Genomic DNA, 19,585 nt, shown 5'->3' with positions numbered 1-19,585 from the left:
GGTTACACTCCGGATGACAGCTTGAGAATCGCGTAGGTCGAAGCGAGCGCCACCGCGATCGAGAAGAAGTTGTTGAGCATGACCGCAACGAGCTTCACCTTCTCGTTATGGACGTAGTCCTCGATCACGACCTGCATGCCGATCTTCATGTGCCAGGCGCTGGCGAAGATGAAGAGCAGGAGAATCAGCGCGATCGGCAGCGAGCCGAGAATCTGCGCAGCGCCCGCCTGGTTGCGGCCGAGCAGCATCATGACGACGACGATCACGGGCAGCATCAACAGCGTCATGGCGACGCCGGTGAGGCGCTGGCGCCAGAAGTCAGACGTGCCGGAATGCGCGGCGCCAAGATTGCGGACGCGGCCGAGCGGGGTGCGCATGCTGCGCTTGGGCGTATCGGTCGAGCTCATCGTCCGCCTCCGATCGCGTAGGCAATGATCCAGATCAGGACAGTCAGCGTGATGCCGCCGATCAGCGCGCCCCAGGTGAGCGCCTCGCGCTCATTGGCCTTGAAGCCATAGCCGAGGTCCCAGACGAAATGCCGGATGCCGCTCAGCATGTGGTGCATCAGCGCCCAAGTGTACCCGAACACGATCAGCCGTCCGATGATGCTGCCGGTAAAGGCCTGCACATGGGAGTACGCCGCCGGGCCGGAGGCCGCGGCGATCAACCACCAGGCCAGCAGCAGGGTTCCGACATAAAGGGCGATACCGGTGGCGCGGTGGACGATGGACAGCGCCATCGTCAGCGTCCAGCGGTAGACTTGCAGGTGGGGTGAAAGCGGTCGTTCGATCCGTGCGGTCATGGGCGGCTTTGGTGTTTTATTGCGGCCCAGCATGGGGCGCGCGGGGATCGCGAAAGGTCGGCCCTATTTACGGAGTCGAATCTATCCGCGCAATCACCAAATCGCCATAAAGCGAACCGTCGTTCAGCTTTAGAGCGGCGACGAACCAAGACTGATCAGGGGCTCGGTATACCAGAGCGAGATCGGGATGTTGAAGGAGTGAATTTGTAGCCAGTTTTTCTGGCGCTCGTCTCCCGACTTGAAATCGCAAGAGGATCGTCGTCATGCGAACCAGTCCGTTCATACTGCAAAGTGGGATCAAAACAGCCTCGGGGGAACCGCGAAAGAGCCCTCTGCGCACGTCGCTTGACCCGTTTTCCCCTCCAACACCTCGCCAGGGCGCGTCCGATATGCGTGTCCCGCATTCCGCGCCTGTCGCTTCCCGCTGACGACCACGCGAGCAGGATAGCCTACAAGTTGCGCACGGCCGGGAGGCGCGTCGCCGGCGTGCCGGGATACGATTCGCGTGATTGCAGGTCTCAATCTCCAGGACATCGTCGAGCTGGCGCTGCTGCTCATCGCGGTTGGTGCGCTCTCGGGCTTTCTCGCTGGCGTGTTCGGAATCGGCGGCGGGGCGATCCTCGTCCCCGTGTTCTACGAATGCTTCCGCATTGCCGGCGTGCCGCTGGAGGTGCGGATGCCGCTCTGTGTCGGCACCTCGCTCGCGGTGATCATCCCAACCTCGATCCGCTCGTTCCAGGCGCACTACAAGCGCGGCGCGGTCGACATGACGATTCTGCGCGTCTGGTGGCTGCCGATCGTCATCGGCGTCATCGCCGGCAGCGTGGTCGCGCGCTACGCGCCGGAGCGGCTGTTCAAGATCGTCTTCGTCGCCGTCGCTTATTCCGCCGCGGCCCGCCTCATCTTCGCGCGCGAAACCTGGAAGTTCGGTGACGACCTGCCGACAGGCCCGCTGATGCGCATCTACGGCTTCGTGGTCGGAATCCTCTCGACCCTGATGGGCATTGGCGGCGGCCTGTTCTCCAATCTGCTGATGACCTTCTATGGCCGCCCGATCCATCAGGCGGTCGCAACGTCGTCGGCGTTGGCGGTGCTGATCTCGATCCCCGGCGCGCTCGGCTACATCTATGCCGGCTGGCCGGCGGCCGCGCGTTTTCCGTCAGTCGCAGCCCTGCAATTCCCGTTCGCGCTCGGCTTTGTCTCGTTGATCGGAGCCGTGCTGGTGATGCCGATGAGCCTCGTCACCGCACCGCTCGGCGTTAAGGCCGCGCATGCGATGTCGAAGCGCACGCTGGAGGCCGCGTTCGGCTGTTATCTGTTTATCGTTGGCAGCCGGTTCGTGATGAGCTTGGTGGGCGGACAGTGACGGCTCGCGGCAAAGCGCACGCCCCACACTCAAGGGTCATTGCCCGCGAAGGCGGGCAATCCGGTATTCCAGCGACGGTAGTGATTGAACCGAGAAGCCAAGGCGTACTGGGTGCCCCGGTCAAGCCGGGGCATGACAGCGTCTGTGGTGGCTAGAGACCGCAACCTACTTCTTCGCGTAAATATCCTTGTACGTATCCCGCAGCACGTTCTTCTGCACCTTGCCCATGGTGTTGCGCGGCAGTTCGTCGACCACGAACACCCGCTTGGGCATCTTGAACTTTGCGAGCCGGCCGTCGAGCGCCTTCAACACCGAGGCTTCGCTCACCTCAGCGCCCTTGTTGCAGACAAGGACCGCCGTGACGCCCTCGCCGAAATCGGCATGCGGCACGCCGATCACGGCGGATTCGATCACGCCCGGCATGGCGTCGATCTCGCTCTCGATTTCCTTCGGATAGACGTTGAAGCCGCCGGAGATCACGAGATCCTTGCCACGGCCGAGGATGTGGACGTAGCCCTTCGCGTCGATCTTGCCGAGATCGCCGGTGATGAAGAAGCCGTCCGGGCGGAATTCGGACTTGGTCTTCTCCGGCATGCGCCAATAGCCCTTGAAGACGTTCGGTCCCTTCACCTCGATCATGCCGATCTCGTCACGCGGCAGCTCCTTGCCGGTCTCGGGATCGGTGACGCGGGCGGAGACGCCGGGCAGCGGGAAGCCGACCGCGCCGGGCACGCGCTCGCCGTCATAGGGGTTCGACGTATTCATGTTGGTCTCGGTCATGCCGTAGCGCTCGAGCACCGCATGGCCCGTTCGCGCCGACCATTCGCGATGGGTGTCGGCCAGCAGCGGCGCCGAGCCCGAGATGAACAGGCGCATGTGCTTCGTCGTCTCGCGCGACAGCGCGGGGTTTTGCAGAAGACGCGTATAGAACGTCGGCACGCCCATCAGCACGGTGGCGCGCGCCATCAGCTTGATGATCAGGTCCGGATCGAGCTTTGGCAGGAAGATCATCGAGGCCCGGGCGAACAGCGTGACGTTGATCGCCACGAACAGGCCGTGGGTGTGGTAGATCGGCAGCGCGTGGATCAGCACGTCCTTGTCGGTGAAGCGCCAGTAGTCGACCAGCGTTTGCGAGTTCGAGGCGAGATTGTCGTGGGACAGCATCGCGCCCTTGGAACGGCCGGTGGTGCCCGACGTGTAGAGAATCGCCGCAAGGTCATCGTTCGCGCGCGGCACGGTGGCGAACTCACTCTTCGCCTTCGCGGCGGCGTCCGTCAGCGAGCCATTGCCGCTGGAATCGAGCGTCTCGACCTTGGCCTTCACCTTAGCGGCGATCGCGGCGATGCCGTCGGCCTTGGAGGGATCGCACACCACCAGCGACGGTTCGGCATCGGTGATGAAGTAGTCGAGCTCGTTCAGCGTATAGGCCGTGTTGAGCGGCAGATAGACCGCGCCGGCCCGCACGGTTGCCAGATACAGCACGATATTGGCGACGGATTTTTCCACCTGCACCGCGACACGGTCGCCAGGCTTTACGCCGCGTTCGACCAGCACATTCGCCATCTGGCCCGCGCGTGCGATCAGCTCGCCATAGGTGATGCGGCCGCCGTCATGGGTCTCGATCGCAAGCCGCGTCGGATCCTTCAGGCCATCGAACAGGCGGGAAAACAGATTGGTGTTGGCAGCTTGGTTCATGCAACATTCCTCAAAGGCGAAGGCCGGTCAAAACCGAGGGCTGGATTAGCAAAAACCGCCCCGATGAAGCAACGGAGACAGTTTGCATGACAAAGGAAAGGAAACGCGCGGCCTGGGTCACGGGCGGTGGCAGCGGGATCGGGGAGGCCGGCGCGGAGGCGCTTGCCGCTGACGGCTGGACGGTGGTGGTGTCCGGGCGGCGCAAGGACGCGCTGGATGCGGTGGTCGCCAAAATCACCAACGCCGGAGGCGCCGCGGAGGCGATCCCGCTCGACGTCAGCATTGCCGCCGATGTCCAGAAGGCGGCCGATCAGATCCTGGCCAGGCACGGCCGCATCGACCTCCTGGTCAACAGCGCCGGCGTCAACGTTCGCAAGCGAAGCTGGAACGACCTGGAACTGGAGGGTTGGGACAAGCTCGTCGAGATCAACCTCAACGGCGTGCTCTATTGCATGCGCGCGGTGCTGCCGCCGATGCGCAAGCAGCAGGACGGCTGCATCATCAATGTCTCGTCCTGGGCGGGCCGCCACGTCTCGAAGATGCCGGGGCCGGCCTACACCACGACCAAACATGCGGTGCTGGCACTGACCCATTCCTTCAACATGGACGAGTGCGTCAACGGCCTGCGCGCCTGCTGCCTGATGCCGGGCGAGGTGGCCACCCCCATTCTGAAACAGCGCCCGGTGGTGCCCAGCGAGGAGGAGCAGGCGAGGATGCTTCAGTCCGAAGATCTTGGCCGCACCATCGCCTTCATCGCCTCCATGCCGCCGCGCGTCTGCATCAACGAGGTGCTGATCAGCCCGACCCACAATCGCGGGTTTATCCAGACGCCGCTCAGCAGGGATTGAGATGCTCGACCGTGCAATACTCTCAGTGTCGTAGGGTGGGCAAAGCGAAGCGTGCCCACCATTTTTCAGCGAATCTGGACTTAAGTGGTGGGCACGGCGCTTGCGCGCCTTTGCCCAGCCTACGGCACTGGCGTGCTTGGCGCCCGTCGCGCCCTCACACGGAAACCCCCACGCAAAGTTTCACGCATCACAATAAATTATTCCCCGAAACCGCTCGCCGAATCCTCCCGTAGTTCGGCCCAACGACGGCGCTCCTGCCTCACACCTGTCGCTAGGTGCCGTTGTTGCAGGACTTCATCCAGATATCGGGAGACTCTCCATGTCGAAGCGTATTGCCTATCTCGCTGCTGCCGCTTTCAGCGCCCTTGCCATCACCGCGACCGTCGTCGCACCTGTGAGGGCCGAGGAAAAGACCGTGATGGTCGGCGGCGCTGCGATGTTCCCCTCCAAGAACATCATCCAGAACGCCGTCAACTCCAAGGACCACACCACGCTGGTGGCCGCGGTGAAGGCCGCCGGCCTCGTGCAGACGCTGGAAGGCAAGGGGCCGTTCACGGTGTTCGCGCCGACCAACGCGGCCTTCGGCAAGCTGCCGGCCGGCACCGTCGACACCCTGGTCAAGCCCGAGAACAAGGCAACCCTGACCAAGATCCTCACCTACCATGTCGTGCCCGGCAAGCTCGAGGCCTCCGACCTCACCGACGGCAAGAAGCTGAAGACCGCTGAAGGCGAGGAGCTGACAGTCAAGAAGATGGACGGCAAGACCTGGATCGTCGATGCCAAGGGCGGCACCTCGATGGTGACGATCACCAACGTCAACCAGTCGAACGGCGTCATCCATGTGGTCGACACCGTGCTGATGCCGGCGACGTAACACCGCCGGCGACGTAACACCGCACCTCCCTGTTTCATCCCCGAACAGGATGCGAGAAACGGCGAGTCGGGGATCCCGGCTCGCTTTTTTGTGACCACGATACCTTTCGGATATCAAATCGGTAGCCGGCAGGACGTAACGAAACCGAAGCCGCTGGCGTATATTTATCGTCACGCGACACTTGAGGACGGAACCACCATGTCGAGCCTAGCCGCAGCCGACGCTCCGATCAGCGCCACCAAGGCCAAAACCATCCAGCCGGCCTGGGTGAGGCTGATGCACTGGATCAATGCGTTCGCCGTGATCCTGATGATCATGTCGGGCTGGCAGATCTACAACGCCTCGCCGCTGTTCAACTTCAGCTTCTCCCGCGACATCACGCTCGGCGGCTGGCTCGGCGGCGCGCTGCTCTGGCATTTTGCGGCGATGTGGATCCTCATGATCAACGGGCTCGCCTATCTCATCACGGGCTTTGCCACCGGCCGCTTCGCCAAGAAACTGCTGCCGATCACGCCGTCCGGCGTGCTGCACGACGTCAAGGCCGCGCTGACCTTCAAGCTCGGCCATGACGATCTCACCGTCTACAACTACGTGCAGCGCCTGCTCTACGCCGGCATCATCGTGGTCGGCGTGCTCATCGTGCTGTCGGGCCTGTCGATCTGGAAACCCGTGCAGCTCTATTACCTGGTGATGCTGTTCGGTGACTATCCGACGGCGCGTTACGTCCACTTCTTTTGCATGGCCGCGATCTGCGCCTTCCTGGTGGTTCACGTCGCGCTGGCGCTGCTGGTGCCGAAGAGCCTGCGCGCCATGATCATCGGCCGCTGAGCAAGCATGATCCGGAAAAGTGGGAACCGGTTTTCCGATAAGATCATGCTCAGAACAAGAGATGCTGGAGAACTTTCATGGCCAAGCGTTCATTCCTGATCCCCGGCGTCGACAAGCGTCTGCTCATCAAGGACTCGCTCAAGGTAATGCCGGACCTGACCCGCCGCCGTTTCATCACAGGCGGTGCGAGCCTCGGCGCGCTGACACTGCTCACCGGCTGCGACGTCGTTGATAGTTCCTCCGCCGAGGAGTTGCTGAAGAAAGCGTCAAAGTTCAACGACGCGGTGCAGGCCTTCATCTTCAATCCGGACGCGCTGGCACCGACCTTCCCGGAAAGCGCGATCACGAAGCCGTTCCCATTCAATGCCTATTACGATCTCGACGAAGCGCCGGAAGTCGATGGGAAGGACTGGAAGCTCGAGGTGCGTGGCCTCGTCGACAACAAGAAATCCTGGACGCTGGACGAGCTCCACCAGCTGCCACAGGTCACGCAAATCACCCGCCACATCTGCGTCGAGGGCTGGAGCGCGATCGGAAGCTGGACTGGCACGCCGCTCCGCGATTTCCTGAAGCTGATCGGCGCCGACACGCGTGCGAAATATGTGTGGTTCCAGTGCGCCGACAAGGACGGCTACAATTCCCCGCTGGACATGCGCAGCGCGCTGCATCCGCAGACCCAGATGACGTTCAAATATGCGAATGAAATCCTGCCGCGCGCCTATGGCTACCCGATGAAGATCCGCGTGCCGACAAAACTCGGCTTCAAGAACCCGAAATATGTCGTCTCGATGGAAGTCACCAACGAGTACAAGGGCGGCTACTGGGAAGACCAGGGCTACAATTCGTTCAGCGGGAGCTGACGCGATTTGTAGGGTCGGCAAAGCGACTTGTCCGCCGTAGCTCGAAGAGCGAAGGCGGAAGCGTGCCCGCCACTTGTGTATCCGCGTTGACGATTGATGGTGGGCACGGCGCTACGCGCCTTTGCCCACCCTACGACACCGAGCTCTTCGGTCCCACCTTCCACTGGCACAGTGCCGCGACCGCACCGAGCGCTAACAACGCGGCGGACACGTTCAGCGCATACGAAAGGCTCCCCAGCGCATCCGTGATCGCGCCGACCACGATCGGCCCGAGAGTCTGGCCGATGCCGAACGAGATCGTCATCGCCGCGATCGCCGTTGGCCATACTGGGGGCGGGTAGTTGAAACGGACAAACGCCGTCGTCGAACCCACCACGGCAAAGAAGGCGACACCAAACACGACGGCCGAGGTCGCAAGCCATGCCGTCGAATGCCCCAGCATCGGCAAGCTGGCGCCCAGCGCATTGGTGCCGAGGATGATCGCGGTTGCGAGCCCGCCGCGGTCGAGCGCGAGCACGCCGCGCCAGACCCAGGGCGTCGCAAAGGCGCTCACCCCGATCAGGCTCCAGTACGCGGCTTGTGCCGCCGCGCCGCCGCCGGCATCGCGCACATAGGCGATCATGAAGGTCATGTAGGCGATGTAGCCCGCGCCGAACAGGAAGTAGCCGGCGAGATAGATCAGGATGGGGAGGATCGCGAACGAGCCGTGCCCCGCCTCGCTGAAGCGCGCCTTGCTCTCGATGCGCATCAGGAACAGCGGGATGGTCATGGCGGCTGAGAGCAGCGTCAGTGCCCACCACACGATCCACCACGAGCCCGGCCCGAAATATTGCAGCGTGAACGGCGCGATCAGCCCCGAAGCGAGGATGCCGATACCGGGGCCGGCATAGAACAGGCTGAGCAGGAAATTGGCCCTTTCGGGATGCGACTGCGCGATGGTTGCGGCCAGCGCGCCGCCGGCGACGAAACCCGCCGCCGCGCCCAGGCCCAGCACCAGCCGCGCCAGGCTGAGCGCGATGAAGTTCCCGGTGAGCGCGCAGATCGCCAGGGCCGCGAGGCAGGCCAGCGTTCCGCCGCGGATCGCGGCCGACCAGCCGACCCGCTTGATCAGTCGCGAGGCCATCAGGGCGCCCGCGAGGTAGCCGACGGCGTTGATGGTGTTCATGAAGCCGGCGGCGGAGTAGGACCAGTTCAGGCTGTCGCGCATGTCCGGCAGCACCAGCGCATAGGCAAAGCGGCCGATGCCGAGCCCGACCGTCGCCGCCAGCGACAGCGTCAGAATCAGCCGCGCAGGGCGCGCGTCGTGCGGGAGGCGGCGATCTTGAGTGAGGTAGTCTTGGGCGTGCAAGGGGTACTCCGGCAAGCCCGATTGTGGCAGGCCCCGCCCGGCTTGCACAGCCGCGAGGCGGCAATGGTGTCTTGCCAAGCGCGCAACGCCGCTCTAGCACTCCGGCCGAAATTCATGAGCGCCGTCATGCCCGGCCTTGTGCCGGGCATCCACGTTCTTCTGCACCCGAGGCAAGACGTGGATGGCCGGGTCAAGCCGGGCCATGACGAAACGGAGGAAGAACGACCATGGCGACCCACAAATTGCTGCTGCTCCCCGGCGACGGTATCGGCCCCGAGGTGATGGGCGAGGTGAAGCGGCTGATCGACTGGCTCGACTCGGCCGGGATCGCCAAGTTCGAGACCGACACCGGCCTCGTCGGCGGCGCCGCCTATGACGCGCACAAGGTATCGATTTCCGAAGGCGACATGGCCAAGGCGAAGGACGCCGACGCCGTCATCTTCGGTGCGGTCGGCGGCCCGAAATGGGATGCGGTGCCCTACGACGTGCGCCCCGAGGCCGGCCTGCTCCGGCTGCGCAAGGATCTCGCTTTGTTCGCCAATCTGCGTCCGGCCGTGTGCTATCCGGCGCTGGCGGATGCCTCCAGCCTGAAGCGCGAGGCGGTCGAGGGCCTCGACATCGTGATCGTGCGCGAGCTCACCGGCGGCGTCTATTTCGGCGAGCCCAAGACCATCACCGATCTCGGCAACGGCCAGAAGCGTGCCATCGACACCCAGGTCTACGACACCTACGAGATCGAGCGCATCGCCCGCGTCGCCTTTGACCTCGCCAAGAAGCGTCGCAACAAGGTGACGTCGATGGAAAAGCGCAACGTCATGAAGTCCGGTGTGCTCTGGAACGAGGTGGTCACACAGGTCCACAAGCGCGAATATCCCGATGTGACGCTCGAGCATCAGCTCGCCGACTCCGGCGGCATGATGCTGGTGAAATGGCCCAAGCAGTTCGACGTCATCGTCACCGACAACCTGTTCGGCGACATGCTCTCCGACATCGCGGCGATGCTGACCGGCTCGCTCGGCATGCTGCCCTCGGCCTCGCTCGGCGAGGTCGACGTGAAGAGCAAGAAGCGCAAGGCGCTGTATGAGCCCGTACACGGCTCGGCGCCCGATATCGCCGGCAAGGGCCTCGCCAATCCGATCGCGATGATCTCGTCCTTCGGCATGGCGCTGCGCTACTCCTTCGACATGGGCGCGCTCGCCGACAAGCTCGACGCCGCGATCGCTGCGGTGCTGGCGAGCGGCCTGCGCACTGCCGACATCAAGTCGGAAGGCACCACCGCCGCCTCGACCACGCAGATGGGCGAAGCGATCCTGAAGGAACTGCAGAAGCTGCACGCGTAGTCACTTGCACTGTCATTCCGGGGCGATGCGCAGCATCGAACCCGGAATCTCGGGATTCCGGGTTCACGCTTCGCGTGCCCCGGAATGACGGTGGGCACGGCGCTTTCGCGCCTTTGTCCGCCCTACGCAGTCCGCGTAGACGTGACCGGGATGCGCCGCCCGTAAAACCTCAGGAGCCGTTTGATGGACGCGTCGCATCGCCCCAAGATCGCGGAAACCGTCATCCATGAAACGGTGCGCCTGCGCGAAGTGCAGATCGGGCGCCGCTGCGAAGTCCTCTGCAACACGCGCATCGAGTTTTCCTCGCTCGGCGACTACTCCTATCTCGGGGAGAACTGCGAGGTCGCCGACGCGGTGATCGGGAAGTTCACGGCAATCGCCAACTCGGTGCGGATCGGCGCGCCGAACCATCCGATGGGCCGGCCGTCCCAGCATCGCTTCACCTATTGCCCGGAATATTACGAGGCGACAGCGACCCGTGACCGCGACTTCTTTGCGGAGCGCCACAGCGACCGGGTGATCGTTGGCAATGATTGCTGGATCGGGCACGCCGCCATCCTGCTGCCGGGCGTGACGGTCGGCGACGGCGCGGTGATCGCCGCAGGTGCGGTCGTCAGCCGCAGCGTACCGCCCTACACGATCGTCGGCGGCGTTCCCGCGCGCCCCATCCGCGAGCGCTTTACCGAATCTGTCACGGAAAGCCTGCGCCGTATCGCCTGGTGGGATTGGCCCGATGAGGTCATCTTCGAACGCTTGAGCGATTTCCGCTCCGAGGCGATCGAACAATTTTGCAAGCGCTACGACCCGGCTTTTGCGCCCGGCCGGTAGAGCGTGTTCGAGCGAAGTGGATACCGGTTCGCGGAAAGAAACGCGTCAAGATGTGAGTCTGAAGCCATCACAAAATTAAAAAATGGCCGAACGCGAGCCCGGCCATTTCGAATTCGTCAGTCGTGTCCGCTTCAGTAAAGCGGGAACGTCCTCGGATAGCCGCCGACATCAGCCGGCGTGCTGAGCGGCTGGCGATCGATCGGACGGTTGAGGTTCTCGCGCGCGAAGGTGGGATAGCCGACATCCGGCGGGAAGGCGTAGTCGGAGAACTTGCGATCGCCCGGATTGACCTCGGTGCCACCATCGAGCCAGGAGCGCTTGCTGACATAGATGCGGGTACGCGGGCCCTGCTGATAGACGACGTTGGGGCCGCTCGGACCATAATAGACGCGGCCGCGATCGTCATAGCGCTGCTTCTTGGTGTCGGCCGATGCCGACGTCGCAACACCCATCGCGGCGACCGCACCCGCCGCAAGCCAGATCGCCAATTTGTTCGCGGCGGAAAATTTCGAGCTCATCACGTCCCCTTCAGGCGGCAGGCCACCAATCGATTTCACCTCATACTAGCGCGCCAGGGGTGACCGCAACTAGGTCAATTGGGTCACACCGCGCCGGAATAATCGCGCCTGCGGCCAAAAGTTGCATGAAAACCAGCCACTTGAGCTTGATGCGCGTCAAAGCGCGCCGCGCAGCTGCGCATTTCCGGGGCTCATCAGCCAGTCCACGGAGGCGGGAGGGCCGCACGGACGGCGCTTCAACTCGGCATGGGCGAACAATTCGGCCAGCTTCGGCTCGTTGCCGGAGGTGAGCAGCGTCAGCCGATTCAGCGTGCAGGCGATCGCGGCGCGCCGTGCCGGCAGTGCGTCGCCCTGGCACGACCAGCCGGAGATCTGAAGCGGGGGCTCCTCGATCCGCTTGACATAGCCAAGACAGCCGGACGCCTGCCCGCTCGGGCGATACAGGGCCACTGGCCCGAACTTGCTGTCGATGACGCCTGCTTCCTCGAGCGGTGTCGACTGCCTAAGGCCCATCCGGGCAGCCATGTCTGAAGGCAGGCGCGCCGCCGGACCGAACTCGCCGCCGGGTCGGTAGATTTCGAGCTCGGCGACCGGTACCGGCGTATCGCCGACCCAGCGCATGACGTCCTTGCGGCCGCCCTCGGGATGCCGGAGGATGACGTAAGCGTCTGTTTTGTCGTTGGAATCGAGCCGGCTGACGGCAAAGGCGGGATGTGATCGGTCGGCCACGGACCAGCCCGGCCTCGTCGCCGGCCCGTCGTCATGCAGGTTCGGCAATTGGCCGAGTGCGGCAAGCAACAGGATGGCAAGCAGCGCCAGCGTCCCCACATAGGCGAACAGGCGCGCCAGCGTGCCGACGACCTCGTCGGCAAAGCCTAGGAGTGCCAGATGGATCCTGGTTCTGGGATATGCGGCCGGGGTGGCCTGGTACGGCGGCATCCAATGCCTTCTGGCACGGTCAAACGTTGTCTTGCGGGCGGTTCTCGCATAGAAGCGCTGCTCTTCCTGGTTAAGCGCGCAGCTTTGGGAAGGCCTTTTTCATCGGAGAGTGAACGATGGGTTACAAAGTCGCAGTCGTCGGAGCGACCGGCAATGTCGGACGGGAAATGCTCAACATTCTCGATGAGCGCAAATTCCCCGCGGACGAGGTCGTGGCGCTGGCCTCACGCCGCAGCGTCGGCGTCGAGGTCTCCTATGGTGATCGGACGTTGAAGGTCAAAGCGCTCGAGCACTACGACTTCTCCGACATCGACATCTGCCTGATGTCGGCGGGCGGCTCGGTGTCGAAGGAATGGTCGCCGAAGATCGGCGCCGCCGGTGCGGTCGTGATCGACAATTCCTCGGCCTGGCGCATGGATCCGGACGTGCCGCTGATCGTGCCCGAGGTGAATGCCGATGCGACCAAGGGTTTTGCCAAGAAGAACATCATCGCCAACCCGAACTGCTCGACCGCGCAGCTCGTCGTCGCGCTGAAGCCGCTGCACGACAAGGCGACCATCAAGCGCGTCGTGGTCTCGACCTATCAATCGGTCTCGGGCGCCGGCAAGGATGCGATGGACGAATTGTTCTCGCAAACCAAGGCCGTCTACACCAATGACGAGCTGATCAATAAGAAGTTTCCCAAGCGCATCGCCTTCAACGTCATCCCCCACATCGACGTCTTCATGGAAGACGGCTACACCAAGGAAGAGTGGAAGATGATGGCGGAGACCAAGAAGATCCTTGATCCCAAGATCAAGCTCTCCGCGACCTGCGTGCGCGTGCCGGTGTTCGTCGGCCATTCGGAGGCCGTCAACGTCGAGTTCGAGAATCCGCTCGCGGCGGACGAGGCGCGCGAGATCCTGCGCAAGGCGCCCGGCTGTCTCGTCATCGACAAGCAGGAGCCCGGCGGCTATGCCACGCCCTATGAGGCGGCCGGCGAGGACGCGACCTATATCAGCCGCATCCGCGAGGACGCCACGGTCGAGAACGGTCTCGCGTTCTGGTGCGTGTCGGACAACCTTCGCAAGGGCGCCGCGCTCAACGCGATCCAGATCGCCGAAGTCCTGATCAACCGCAAGCTGATCACCGCGAAGAAGAAGGCGGCTTAAGGGCTGCGTAGGGTGGGCAAAGGCGCGCTCTTCGCGCGCCGTGCCCACCACCTCTCCACGATCGCGATAGAAGTGGTGGGCACGCTTCGCTTTGCCCACCCTACCAAATCCACCCTACCGAACTACCCTGCGTCCCTGACGCTTCGAAATTCCTTCGCGGCCTTGTCGAGCACGAACAGCGATCCCTCCGCGACGCCGAAATAGGCGCCGTGCGTCTGCATCTGGCCGGCGTCGACCGCCTTGCGCACGAACGGGAATGTCATGAGGTTTTCGAGGCTGCGGAACACCGCGGCCTTCTCGATGCGCTCGACGAATTGTGCCATCGTCTCGCGGTCGCGCTGCTCGACCACCTCGCCGGGCTTGATGAACATCTGCATCCATTTGCCGATGAAATCGCCGGGGGTGAGCGGCTCGATCTTGTCGACGAAGGCGCGGATGCCGCCGCATTGCGCATGCCCGAGCACCACGATGTGCTTCACCTTCAGCACCGTCACGGCATATTCCAGCGCCGCCGAGACGCCGTGCGCATTCTCGTCGGGCTGATACGTCGGGACCAGATTGGCGATGTTGCGCATCACGAACAGCTCGCCCGGACCGACGTCGAAGATCACCTCGGGCGAGACGCGGGAATCGCAGCAGCCGATCACCATCACTTCGGGTGACTGGCCCTTCACCGATAATTCGCGATAGCGCGTCTGCTCGGTCGGCAGCCGCTGCGTCGCGAAGGCCTTGTAGCCGTCCAGCAAATGTCTTGGGAATGTGATCATGACCAATGCCTAATCATATACCGCAGGGGCGAACAAGCCTTTCGAATAGGCAGGCCAGGTGCTATCGGCTCCGGAGGGAACACTTGAACTTCAAGGGAACGCTCGCATGACCCGTCCGCGCCGCAGCCATCTGTTCATGCCCGGCTCCAACCCCCGCGCGCTGGAAAAAGCCCGCAACCTGCCGGCCGACGGCCTGATCCTGGACCTGGAGGATTCCGTCGCCCCTGACGCCAAGGCGGAGGCGCGGGACCAGATCGCGGCTGCGATCGCTGCAAAAGGCTTTGGCAAGCGCGAGATCCTGATCCGGACCAACGGCCTCGATACGCCCTGGTGGGCCGACGACGTTGCCATGGCGGCAAAATCCTCGCCCGACGGCATCCTGGTTCCAAAGGTCTCCAGTGTCGAGGACCTCGACGCCATCGGCCGGCGGCTGGCTGAGCTCGGCGCCGCGCCGACGGTGAAGGTCTGGGCCATGATCGAGACCGCGCGCGCGGTCCTGCATGCGGAAGAGCTCTCCGCCGCCGCGCGCGATCCCAACACGCGCCTCGTCGGCTTCGTGTTCGGACCGAACGACATCTCGCGGGAAACGCGGATCAGGATGCTGGAGGGCCGCGCCGCAATGATCCCGATGATCACCCATTGCATCCTGGCAACGCGGGCGCATGGCCTCGAGATCCTCGACGGGCCCTATAGCGACATCAACAACTCGAGCGGTTTTGCGACGGAATGCGCGCAGGGGCGCGATCTCGGCTTCGACGGCAAGACGCTGATTCATCCCTCGCAGATCGAGGCCTGCAACGTCATCTTCACGCCACCCGAGGAGGACGTCGCGCGCGCCCGCAAGATCATCGCGGCGTTCGAATTGCCGGAGAATGTCTCGCGCGGCGCGATCCGGCTCGATGGGCAGATGGTGGAACGGCTGCACGCGGACATGGCACGCCGCACGATCGAGATCGCGGATGCGATCGCTGCAATGGGCAAGGGGTAGGGCCACGCTTAAAGGCGACATCGGTCTTTCCGACGCCAGGCGCAAATCTTCTGTTAGCGAAAGGCATTGCCGCTTGTGATTCATTGCGGAAAGCGGTCTCCGCGCCTTCCGGCGCGCAACGGATCATCGCTCTCGCGTCACCGCCGTAAGGTTCATCGTAAGCAAGACGCCTGGCTTAGGGAGCTCCTGGACAGAAAAAACCGTGCGCGCAGGTCTGTGGTCGCCCATCATCTCGACATAGGCAGCATTCATCGCCTCGAAGTCAGACATGTGCTGCAAGAAGACATTGATGTGAGTAACGTGGCTGAGGTCGGAGCCAACAGCATCAAGCATCACTGTGAATGATTTGAAGATTTGCCGTGTCTGGGCACCTATGTCTGCCCCTGCCAAATGTCCTGTCGCTGGATCGACTCCAGCGGTCCCCCCAATCCATATATGTTCACCGACTTTGGCGATGTGATTGTAAGGTCCGATCGGTTTTGGCGTATTCGGCGGTGTGAGCGTCTCTACGCGGGATTTCATCGTCTGCCTCATTCCATATCTCACATACCAACTCGTCGGCAGGTCTGAAAGTGGGCCCAACCCGGAGGGGCTGCCATAGCAGCGCGCCGCTCGATCGAGATCGCGGATGCGATTGTGGCCGATGAGCAAGCGTTGCGGCTGTGCTCAGAAAAAGCGATGTCCTTCCGAGGCCTGCGGCCGACGCAAAGCAGCGATTATCACCTGTTCTGAATGCGCTCGGGGAGTGTTTGCGGCCGCTGCGTTCCCGGCCGACTTGGCCCCGGTCGATTTTGCCCTGGTCGATTTGGCCTCGGTGGGCGCGCTGCCGGGGGGCGAACCGTCGGTGGGCGTGCCACCGGGCGCTGATGTGGCCGCCGCCACCCATGCCAGCCGGCCGGGCCACCCCAGCCCATGCCACGCCGCCAATTGTAGCCACACCAGTACCAGCCGCCGCCGCGCCATCCGCCATTGTACCAACAGTAGCGGCGGCCTCTCCAGGTGAACTGGACTGTTTCCGCAAGACGAAGCTGATCGGCGATCTCATGCGACCCCAGTGGTGCGATAAGGCTCGCCTGCGAACGACCGCCAGTCGTCATGACCGCTGCCGAAGCAACCGCAATCGCAAGCACCCATAGGGTCAATTTTTGCATGACTTGCTCCTCGCCGCCCTCGGCGATTCCCGCTCTCCCAGGCTTTGCCTCACGCAGCTAGGCAGCCTTGGATTGAGCTGCGGCTGCGAGGGTATCGCGCAGGTGCTGTTCCTTCTTTTCGTCCAGCGAGGTCTTGAGAACCGTCCCTCCCGCATCCTTGATCTCATTGAGAACCTTGTCCGAGGTCATGCTCTGGATCAGCAGGAATAGAACGGCATCTCCCGATTTCACCTTCGCTGTGAGATCCTTCATGAACTGATCTCTAATCCCGAAATCGGTCAGCGCGCCGCCCAATGCGCCTGCGCCGGCACCGAGAGCCACGCCGATGAGGGGATTCAAGAACACCAATCCAAACAACAGTCCCCAGAAGCTGCCGCTTGCGGCGCCAGTCATCGTCGTGTTCACAAGCTGATTGAGTTTGACGGAATCCCCTGTTTTGACGGCGATCACGGCATCATTGATCGCGATCAGATACTCCTTCTGGAGCTTGAGTATTTTTTGCCGAACTTCCTCTGCTTTGGCTTCGGATGGGTACACGATCGCAACAAGGTCTGACATTGAACACTCCCGTACTGACTTGAGTGCTGCCCCTGATCCGCTTGATACGCGCGGCCAACGTTTAACACAGACCGAAAAGTCTCCTGCCAGCTAATCGGTTCCAGGTGTTCACAAGTCGGAGATGGTTTAAGCGGCCCGATGCAACTTGAGTAAGCGGGATTGTCTCGTCAAATGCGGATGCGGCGCATGTAAATTCACACCGACGGAACCCCGGCGGCGGGCGGACGTTCCGCCGCTATGAACCGCTTGCCGGATGGCGATTTTTGAAACTTGCTCGCGCGCCTAGCAACCACTGAACGAGCAGCACGTTTTGGCAGTTTCAAGGGAGAAGAATGGGGCAAACCTCATAGGAGGAATTGGTATGTCGCGTTCAAAGCTGGCGCTTATCTCCGCGATGATGCTTCTCTCGATGAGCTTCGTTCTCAGTCCTCAGGACCCTGCCAATGCTGCCACATTCTGTGCGCAGTTGAGAGGGGCGAAGGCTGCCGGACAACCTGACTGCTCGTTTTCGACGCTGGATACGTGTCGCGAGCGTGTAAAGCACAGGGGCGGTGGACATTGCTATAAATTGACCCACTAGACTGCTCGTCAGAGCGGCACGCCGCCCGTGGTGCGATCGAGTGTCTTCAGCGTTGCGGCGTTCGGGCGGCAGCGCCTGTAGTTCTCGGCGGCGACGCCGCTGACGAGGTCCGTCCCATTGCGGTCAGACACGGTCGAGGTCACGCGGCAACTGCGGTGCGGCCAAACCGCTCTTCGCTGATGCCGACGCGGCTGCGGGAACCGCCCGGGAATACCATCGAGCAAGTGTCTGCTGCATGGCTCCAGCCACAATTATGGTCGCCTCACCGTACATTCTAAGCGGGGTGAGAGTCACAGTCGCGAGTGGGGTGCTTTAAAAAATGAAAGCGATGCGACTTTCTTGAATTTCTGGCCAGCGCAGGTCATCATTGACCAACGCGTCAAGTTGAAGAGGCGTCCTTCGCATGCGCTATCCGATAGAGATCGCACCGAAGAATGGGCACACAATCGTGCTCGAGGATGAAGCGCGCGAAAGCTTTGAGGTTGCTCGGTGGTCTACTGAGACCAATGGATGGATCGGCGAGTACGGCGAAGTGAGCCAGATGAGGCCATCGCATTGGTACCCATGTTACAGTTTTTTTAAGTCTCAGCCGTCGGATATGCCTCCCGAGCGACCCGCCACCGCGACAGTCTCTGCACTTGCAGAGACTGTTCAGATTGTGCCACTGCACGAGCGACGTGGATCTGCACGTTGGTGGATTGCCGCAATGGTCATCGCAGGGGTCATTGGTGGCGTCTATTTGCAGCGGACAATACTGAATCCCACGGAGCTCTCCGCCTCCACTGCGCCTGATGGCGACGTCGCGAAGGCTCGAAGCAAAACCGAGACGACCGGGTTAGCACGTTCACGCAGCGGGGCGAGCGAGATGGCGCAACAGCCCAAGCAGTCAATCGAGAGCGTGACAGCGGGGTTGCGGCAGTCTCTGCAGCAGGAGCACGATCGGGCCGAGGCGCTGGCAGCTGAATTGGCACAAGTGCGCCAAGCCATGGAAGAGCAGAAAACGATTGCCGATACGCCGGCTACCAAGCAGTCTGCTGGCGTTGCACTAGAGCAAGGTCAACAAGAGAACAGAGCTACCGAAACAGGCCGACGGCGCCGGGCTGTGAGCCAGAGCACTGGCGCCAACTGCCAGCAGTATCGAACCTATAATGCCTCCTCTGGAAATTACAGGGGCTATGACGGACAGGTCCATCCCTGCCCATAGCTGCCTGGGACAAATCGCGCTCTAGGTTTGTTGTTTGTGCATGATCTCAGCGCAAACACGTTCCGCCTTTGTCGCGAGGGAAAATCGCTCCGCACTTTGCGCTAACGTGGCCCTTCGGGTCCAGGATCACGCCCTGGCGAATGCTCCCGCCGCTCGTCAGTGCGGTATGTGGCCCGTGCGATCGAGCGTCTCCAGCGTGGAGGCGTTCGGGCAATAACCCCCGTAGTTCTCGGCTGCGGTGCCGTCGGCGAGATCGCGGTGGCAATGCGCCTTTTCGTTGCATAGCGCGCAAACGCGCTCCATGTCGCGCAGCAGAAGCGGCTGAGCGCGGCCGAGCTGCTCTTCGCTGATGCCGAGCTGCGCCAGCATCTTCGGCAGCTCGTCAGCGGCATGACGGCCGTGACGGACCAGCTCTTCGAGATCATCCGGCGAAACGCGCAGATCGCTCGCGATCCGGTTGAAATCGGAGCGATCGAGCTGCCGCATCTCGTTCAGCTCGCGGCGATGCTTCAGCCAGCCGGCAAAGGAATCGATGAGATCCTGAACCACGGGATAGGGTCTGCTCTGGGTGCTCATCTCGAAGCTCCATTCGGCGGTATTGGAGGAATAGAGCAAACCTGCAGGAAATTGCGTTGCGCTGGATCAAACAGGAATGATGAAGGGAACGAGCCCGCACCTACGATTCTCGTGTCCCGGACGCGGTGCGGCGCCGTAAGCGCGTTCACGCGCGTCTTCGACGCGCTATGGTGCCGCTCCGCAGAGCCGGGACCCATCGTGCCAGCATTGCTGGGCCCCGGCTCAGCAGCGCACCGCTGAAGAAGCGCTGCGCTGCATCCGGGGTACGAGAGTTCGCGACGAAGGGAAGCTAAAGCGGGATGGGGTTAGGTTGAATCGATTTGGGATTCCCAAATCAGCTTGTTTCTGATTCACCATGCTGGCT

21 protein-coding genes are annotated in these 19,585 nt (G+C 62.6%); 10 read left to right on the top strand and 11 right to left on the bottom strand.

Annotated features, from left to right (window positions below):
* Positions 1-2 precede the first annotated feature (2 nt).
* On the bottom strand, positions 3-407 hold the full coding sequence (sdhD, locus tag SO180_RS36855; protein WP_449383707.1) for a succinate dehydrogenase, hydrophobic membrane anchor protein: 405 nt from the start codon (positions 405-407) through the stop codon (positions 3-5).
* On the bottom strand, positions 404-802 hold the full coding sequence (sdhC, locus tag SO180_RS36850) for a succinate dehydrogenase, cytochrome b556 subunit (protein ID WP_449383706.1): 399 nt from the start codon (positions 800-802) through the stop codon (positions 404-406). Before sdhC ends, sdhD begins: the two co-directional genes overlap by 4 nt.
* 505 nt (positions 803-1,307) lie before the next feature.
* On the opposite strand from sdhC, the gene SO180_RS36845 reads away from it, so the two are divergent.
* Positions 1,308-2,168, top strand: a complete 861-nt coding sequence (locus SO180_RS36845) for a sulfite exporter TauE/SafE family protein (RefSeq protein ID WP_449383705.1) — start codon at positions 1,308-1,310, stop codon at positions 2,166-2,168.
* Between the two features lie 165 nt (positions 2,169-2,333).
* Here the strand turns inward: SO180_RS36845 and SO180_RS36840 are convergent, their stop codons facing one another.
* Positions 2,334-3,863 (bottom strand): malonate--CoA ligase, encoded by a 1,530-nt coding sequence (locus SO180_RS36840; RefSeq protein ID WP_449383704.1) that lies wholly within the window; start codon positions 3,861-3,863, stop codon positions 2,334-2,336.
* A gap of 86 nt (positions 3,864-3,949) precedes the next feature.
* Between SO180_RS36840 and SO180_RS36835 the strand changes: the two genes are divergently transcribed.
* The 4 genes from SO180_RS36835 to SO180_RS36820 all read left to right on the top strand — a co-directional run bounded on the left by SO180_RS36835 (position 3,950) and on the right by SO180_RS36820 (position 7,273).
* Positions 3,950-4,711, top strand: a complete 762-nt coding sequence (locus tag SO180_RS36835; RefSeq protein WP_449383703.1) for an SDR family oxidoreductase — start codon at positions 3,950-3,952, stop codon at positions 4,709-4,711.
* A 319-nt stretch (positions 4,712-5,030) separates the two neighbouring features.
* Positions 5,031-5,585: a fasciclin domain-containing protein gene (locus tag SO180_RS36830; RefSeq protein WP_449383702.1), complete on the top strand. Its 555-nt coding sequence runs from the start codon at positions 5,031-5,033 to the stop codon at positions 5,583-5,585.
* Positions 5,586-5,783: 198 nt separating this feature from the next.
* Positions 5,784-6,413: a cytochrome b/b6 domain-containing protein gene (locus tag SO180_RS36825; RefSeq protein WP_449383701.1), complete on the top strand. Its 630-nt coding sequence runs from the start codon at positions 5,784-5,786 to the stop codon at positions 6,411-6,413.
* A gap of 77 nt (positions 6,414-6,490) precedes the next feature.
* Positions 6,491-7,273, top strand: coding sequence for a molybdopterin-binding protein (locus SO180_RS36820; RefSeq protein WP_449383700.1), 783 nt, complete (start codon positions 6,491-6,493; stop codon positions 7,271-7,273).
* A 130-nt stretch (positions 7,274-7,403) separates the two neighbouring features.
* On the opposite strand, the gene SO180_RS36815 is transcribed toward SO180_RS36820, so the two are convergent.
* The gene (locus tag SO180_RS36815) at positions 7,404-8,621 is read right to left on the bottom strand and encodes a YbfB/YjiJ family MFS transporter (protein WP_449383699.1); all 1,218 of its coding nucleotides are present in this window, start codon (positions 8,619-8,621) and stop codon (positions 7,404-7,406) included.
* A 227-nt stretch (positions 8,622-8,848) separates the two neighbouring features.
* Between SO180_RS36815 and leuB the strand changes: the two genes are divergently transcribed.
* The gene (gene leuB, locus SO180_RS36810; protein WP_449383698.1) at positions 8,849-9,961 is read left to right on the top strand and encodes a 3-isopropylmalate dehydrogenase; all 1,113 of its coding nucleotides are present in this window, start codon (positions 8,849-8,851) and stop codon (positions 9,959-9,961) included.
* Between the two features lie 183 nt (positions 9,962-10,144).
* Positions 10,145-10,789, top strand: coding sequence for a DapH/DapD/GlmU-related protein (locus tag SO180_RS36805; RefSeq protein ID WP_449383697.1), 645 nt, complete (start codon positions 10,145-10,147; stop codon positions 10,787-10,789).
* A 131-nt stretch (positions 10,790-10,920) separates the two neighbouring features.
* Here SO180_RS36805 and SO180_RS36800 read toward each other — a convergent pair whose 3' ends face one another.
* Positions 10,921-11,307 (bottom strand): hypothetical protein, encoded by a 387-nt coding sequence (locus SO180_RS36800; RefSeq protein WP_449383696.1) that lies wholly within the window; start codon positions 11,305-11,307, stop codon positions 10,921-10,923.
* A gap of 156 nt (positions 11,308-11,463) precedes the next feature.
* Positions 11,464-12,246 (bottom strand): hypothetical protein, encoded by a 783-nt coding sequence (locus SO180_RS36795; RefSeq protein ID WP_449383695.1) that lies wholly within the window; start codon positions 12,244-12,246, stop codon positions 11,464-11,466.
* 116 nt (positions 12,247-12,362) lie between these two features.
* Here SO180_RS36795 and SO180_RS36790 point away from each other — a divergent pair, with 116 nt between their 5' ends.
* A complete protein-coding gene (locus tag SO180_RS36790) occupies positions 12,363-13,397 on the top strand; it encodes an aspartate-semialdehyde dehydrogenase (RefSeq protein ID WP_449383694.1) in 1,035 nt (344 codons plus the stop codon).
* A gap of 122 nt (positions 13,398-13,519) precedes the next feature.
* Here the strand turns inward: SO180_RS36790 and SO180_RS36785 are convergent, their stop codons facing one another.
* Positions 13,520-14,164, bottom strand: coding sequence for a carbonic anhydrase (locus tag SO180_RS36785; protein ID WP_449383693.1), 645 nt, complete (start codon positions 14,162-14,164; stop codon positions 13,520-13,522).
* A gap of 106 nt (positions 14,165-14,270) precedes the next feature.
* Here SO180_RS36785 and SO180_RS36780 point away from each other — a divergent pair, with 106 nt between their 5' ends.
* Complete coding sequence (locus SO180_RS36780) at positions 14,271-15,152, top strand: HpcH/HpaI aldolase/citrate lyase family protein (protein WP_449383692.1); 882 nt, start codon at positions 14,271-14,273, stop codon at positions 15,150-15,152.
* 123 nt (positions 15,153-15,275) lie between these two features.
* Here SO180_RS36780 and SO180_RS36775 read toward each other — a convergent pair whose 3' ends face one another.
* The 3 genes from SO180_RS36775 to SO180_RS36765 all read right to left on the bottom strand — a co-directional run bounded on the left by SO180_RS36775 (position 15,276) and on the right by SO180_RS36765 (position 17,572).
* Positions 15,276-15,686 (bottom strand): RidA family protein, encoded by a 411-nt coding sequence (locus SO180_RS36775; protein ID WP_449383691.1) that lies wholly within the window; start codon positions 15,684-15,686, stop codon positions 15,276-15,278.
* Between the two features lie 674 nt (positions 15,687-16,360).
* Entirely contained in the window at positions 16,361-16,861 is a 501-nt protein-coding gene (locus tag SO180_RS36770; RefSeq protein WP_449383690.1) for a DUF1269 domain-containing protein, read from the bottom strand.
* Between the two features lie 588 nt (positions 16,862-17,449).
* Entirely contained in the window at positions 17,450-17,572 is a 123-nt protein-coding gene (locus SO180_RS36765; protein WP_449383689.1) for a hypothetical protein, read from the bottom strand.
* Between the two features lie 272 nt (positions 17,573-17,844).
* On the opposite strand from SO180_RS36765, the gene SO180_RS36760 reads away from it, so the two are divergent.
* Entirely contained in the window at positions 17,845-18,645 is an 801-nt protein-coding gene (locus tag SO180_RS36760; protein ID WP_449383688.1) for a BA14K family protein, read from the top strand.
* Between the two features lie 156 nt (positions 18,646-18,801).
* Here the strand turns inward: SO180_RS36760 and SO180_RS36755 are convergent, their stop codons facing one another.
* Complete coding sequence (locus SO180_RS36755; protein ID WP_449383687.1) at positions 18,802-19,221, bottom strand: hypothetical protein; 420 nt, start codon at positions 19,219-19,221, stop codon at positions 18,802-18,804.
* Between the last annotated feature and the right edge of the window lie 364 nt (positions 19,222-19,585).

It is taken from the genome of Bradyrhizobium sp. UFLA05-112 (assembly GCF_053572325.1).
The sequence above is the reverse complement of the archived record's forward strand: the minus strand, read 5'-3'. Positions and strand labels throughout refer to the sequence as shown.

Coding starts and splice junctions, on each gene's coding strand:
- sdhD (WP_449383707.1), bottom strand. CDS start 407: ATGAGCTCGACCGATACGCCCAAGCGCAGCATGCGCACCCCGCTCGGC.
- sdhC (WP_449383706.1), bottom strand. CDS start 802: ATGACCGCACGGATCGAACGACCGCTTTCACCCCACCTGCAAGTCTAC.
- SO180_RS36840 (WP_449383704.1), bottom strand. CDS start 3,863: ATGAACCAAGCTGCCAACACCAATCTGTTTTCCCGCCTGTTCGATGGC.
- SO180_RS36835 (WP_449383703.1), top strand. CDS start 3,950: ATGACAAAGGAAAGGAAACGCGCGGCCTGGGTCACGGGCGGTGGCAGC.
- SO180_RS36830 (WP_449383702.1), top strand. CDS start 5,031: ATGTCGAAGCGTATTGCCTATCTCGCTGCTGCCGCTTTCAGCGCCCTT.
- SO180_RS36825 (WP_449383701.1), top strand. CDS start 5,784: ATGTCGAGCCTAGCCGCAGCCGACGCTCCGATCAGCGCCACCAAGGCC.
- SO180_RS36820 (WP_449383700.1), top strand. CDS start 6,491: ATGGCCAAGCGTTCATTCCTGATCCCCGGCGTCGACAAGCGTCTGCTC.
- leuB (WP_449383698.1), top strand. CDS start 8,849: ATGGCGACCCACAAATTGCTGCTGCTCCCCGGCGACGGTATCGGCCCC.
- SO180_RS36805 (WP_449383697.1), top strand. CDS start 10,145: ATGGACGCGTCGCATCGCCCCAAGATCGCGGAAACCGTCATCCATGAA.
- SO180_RS36800 (WP_449383696.1), bottom strand. CDS start 11,307: ATGAGCTCGAAATTTTCCGCCGCGAACAAATTGGCGATCTGGCTTGCG.
- SO180_RS36795 (WP_449383695.1), bottom strand. CDS start 12,246: ATGCCGCCGTACCAGGCCACCCCGGCCGCATATCCCAGAACCAGGATC.
- SO180_RS36790 (WP_449383694.1), top strand. CDS start 12,363: ATGGGTTACAAAGTCGCAGTCGTCGGAGCGACCGGCAATGTCGGACGG.
- SO180_RS36785 (WP_449383693.1), bottom strand. CDS start 14,164: ATGATCACATTCCCAAGACATTTGCTGGACGGCTACAAGGCCTTCGCG.
- SO180_RS36780 (WP_449383692.1), top strand. CDS start 14,271: ATGACCCGTCCGCGCCGCAGCCATCTGTTCATGCCCGGCTCCAACCCC.
- SO180_RS36775 (WP_449383691.1), bottom strand. CDS start 15,686: ATGAGGCAGACGATGAAATCCCGCGTAGAGACGCTCACACCGCCGAAT.
- SO180_RS36770 (WP_449383690.1), bottom strand. CDS start 16,861: ATGTCAGACCTTGTTGCGATCGTGTACCCATCCGAAGCCAAAGCAGAG.
- SO180_RS36760 (WP_449383688.1), top strand. CDS start 17,845: ATGCGCTATCCGATAGAGATCGCACCGAAGAATGGGCACACAATCGTG.
- SO180_RS36755 (WP_449383687.1), bottom strand. CDS start 19,221: ATGAGCACCCAGAGCAGACCCTATCCCGTGGTTCAGGATCTCATCGAT.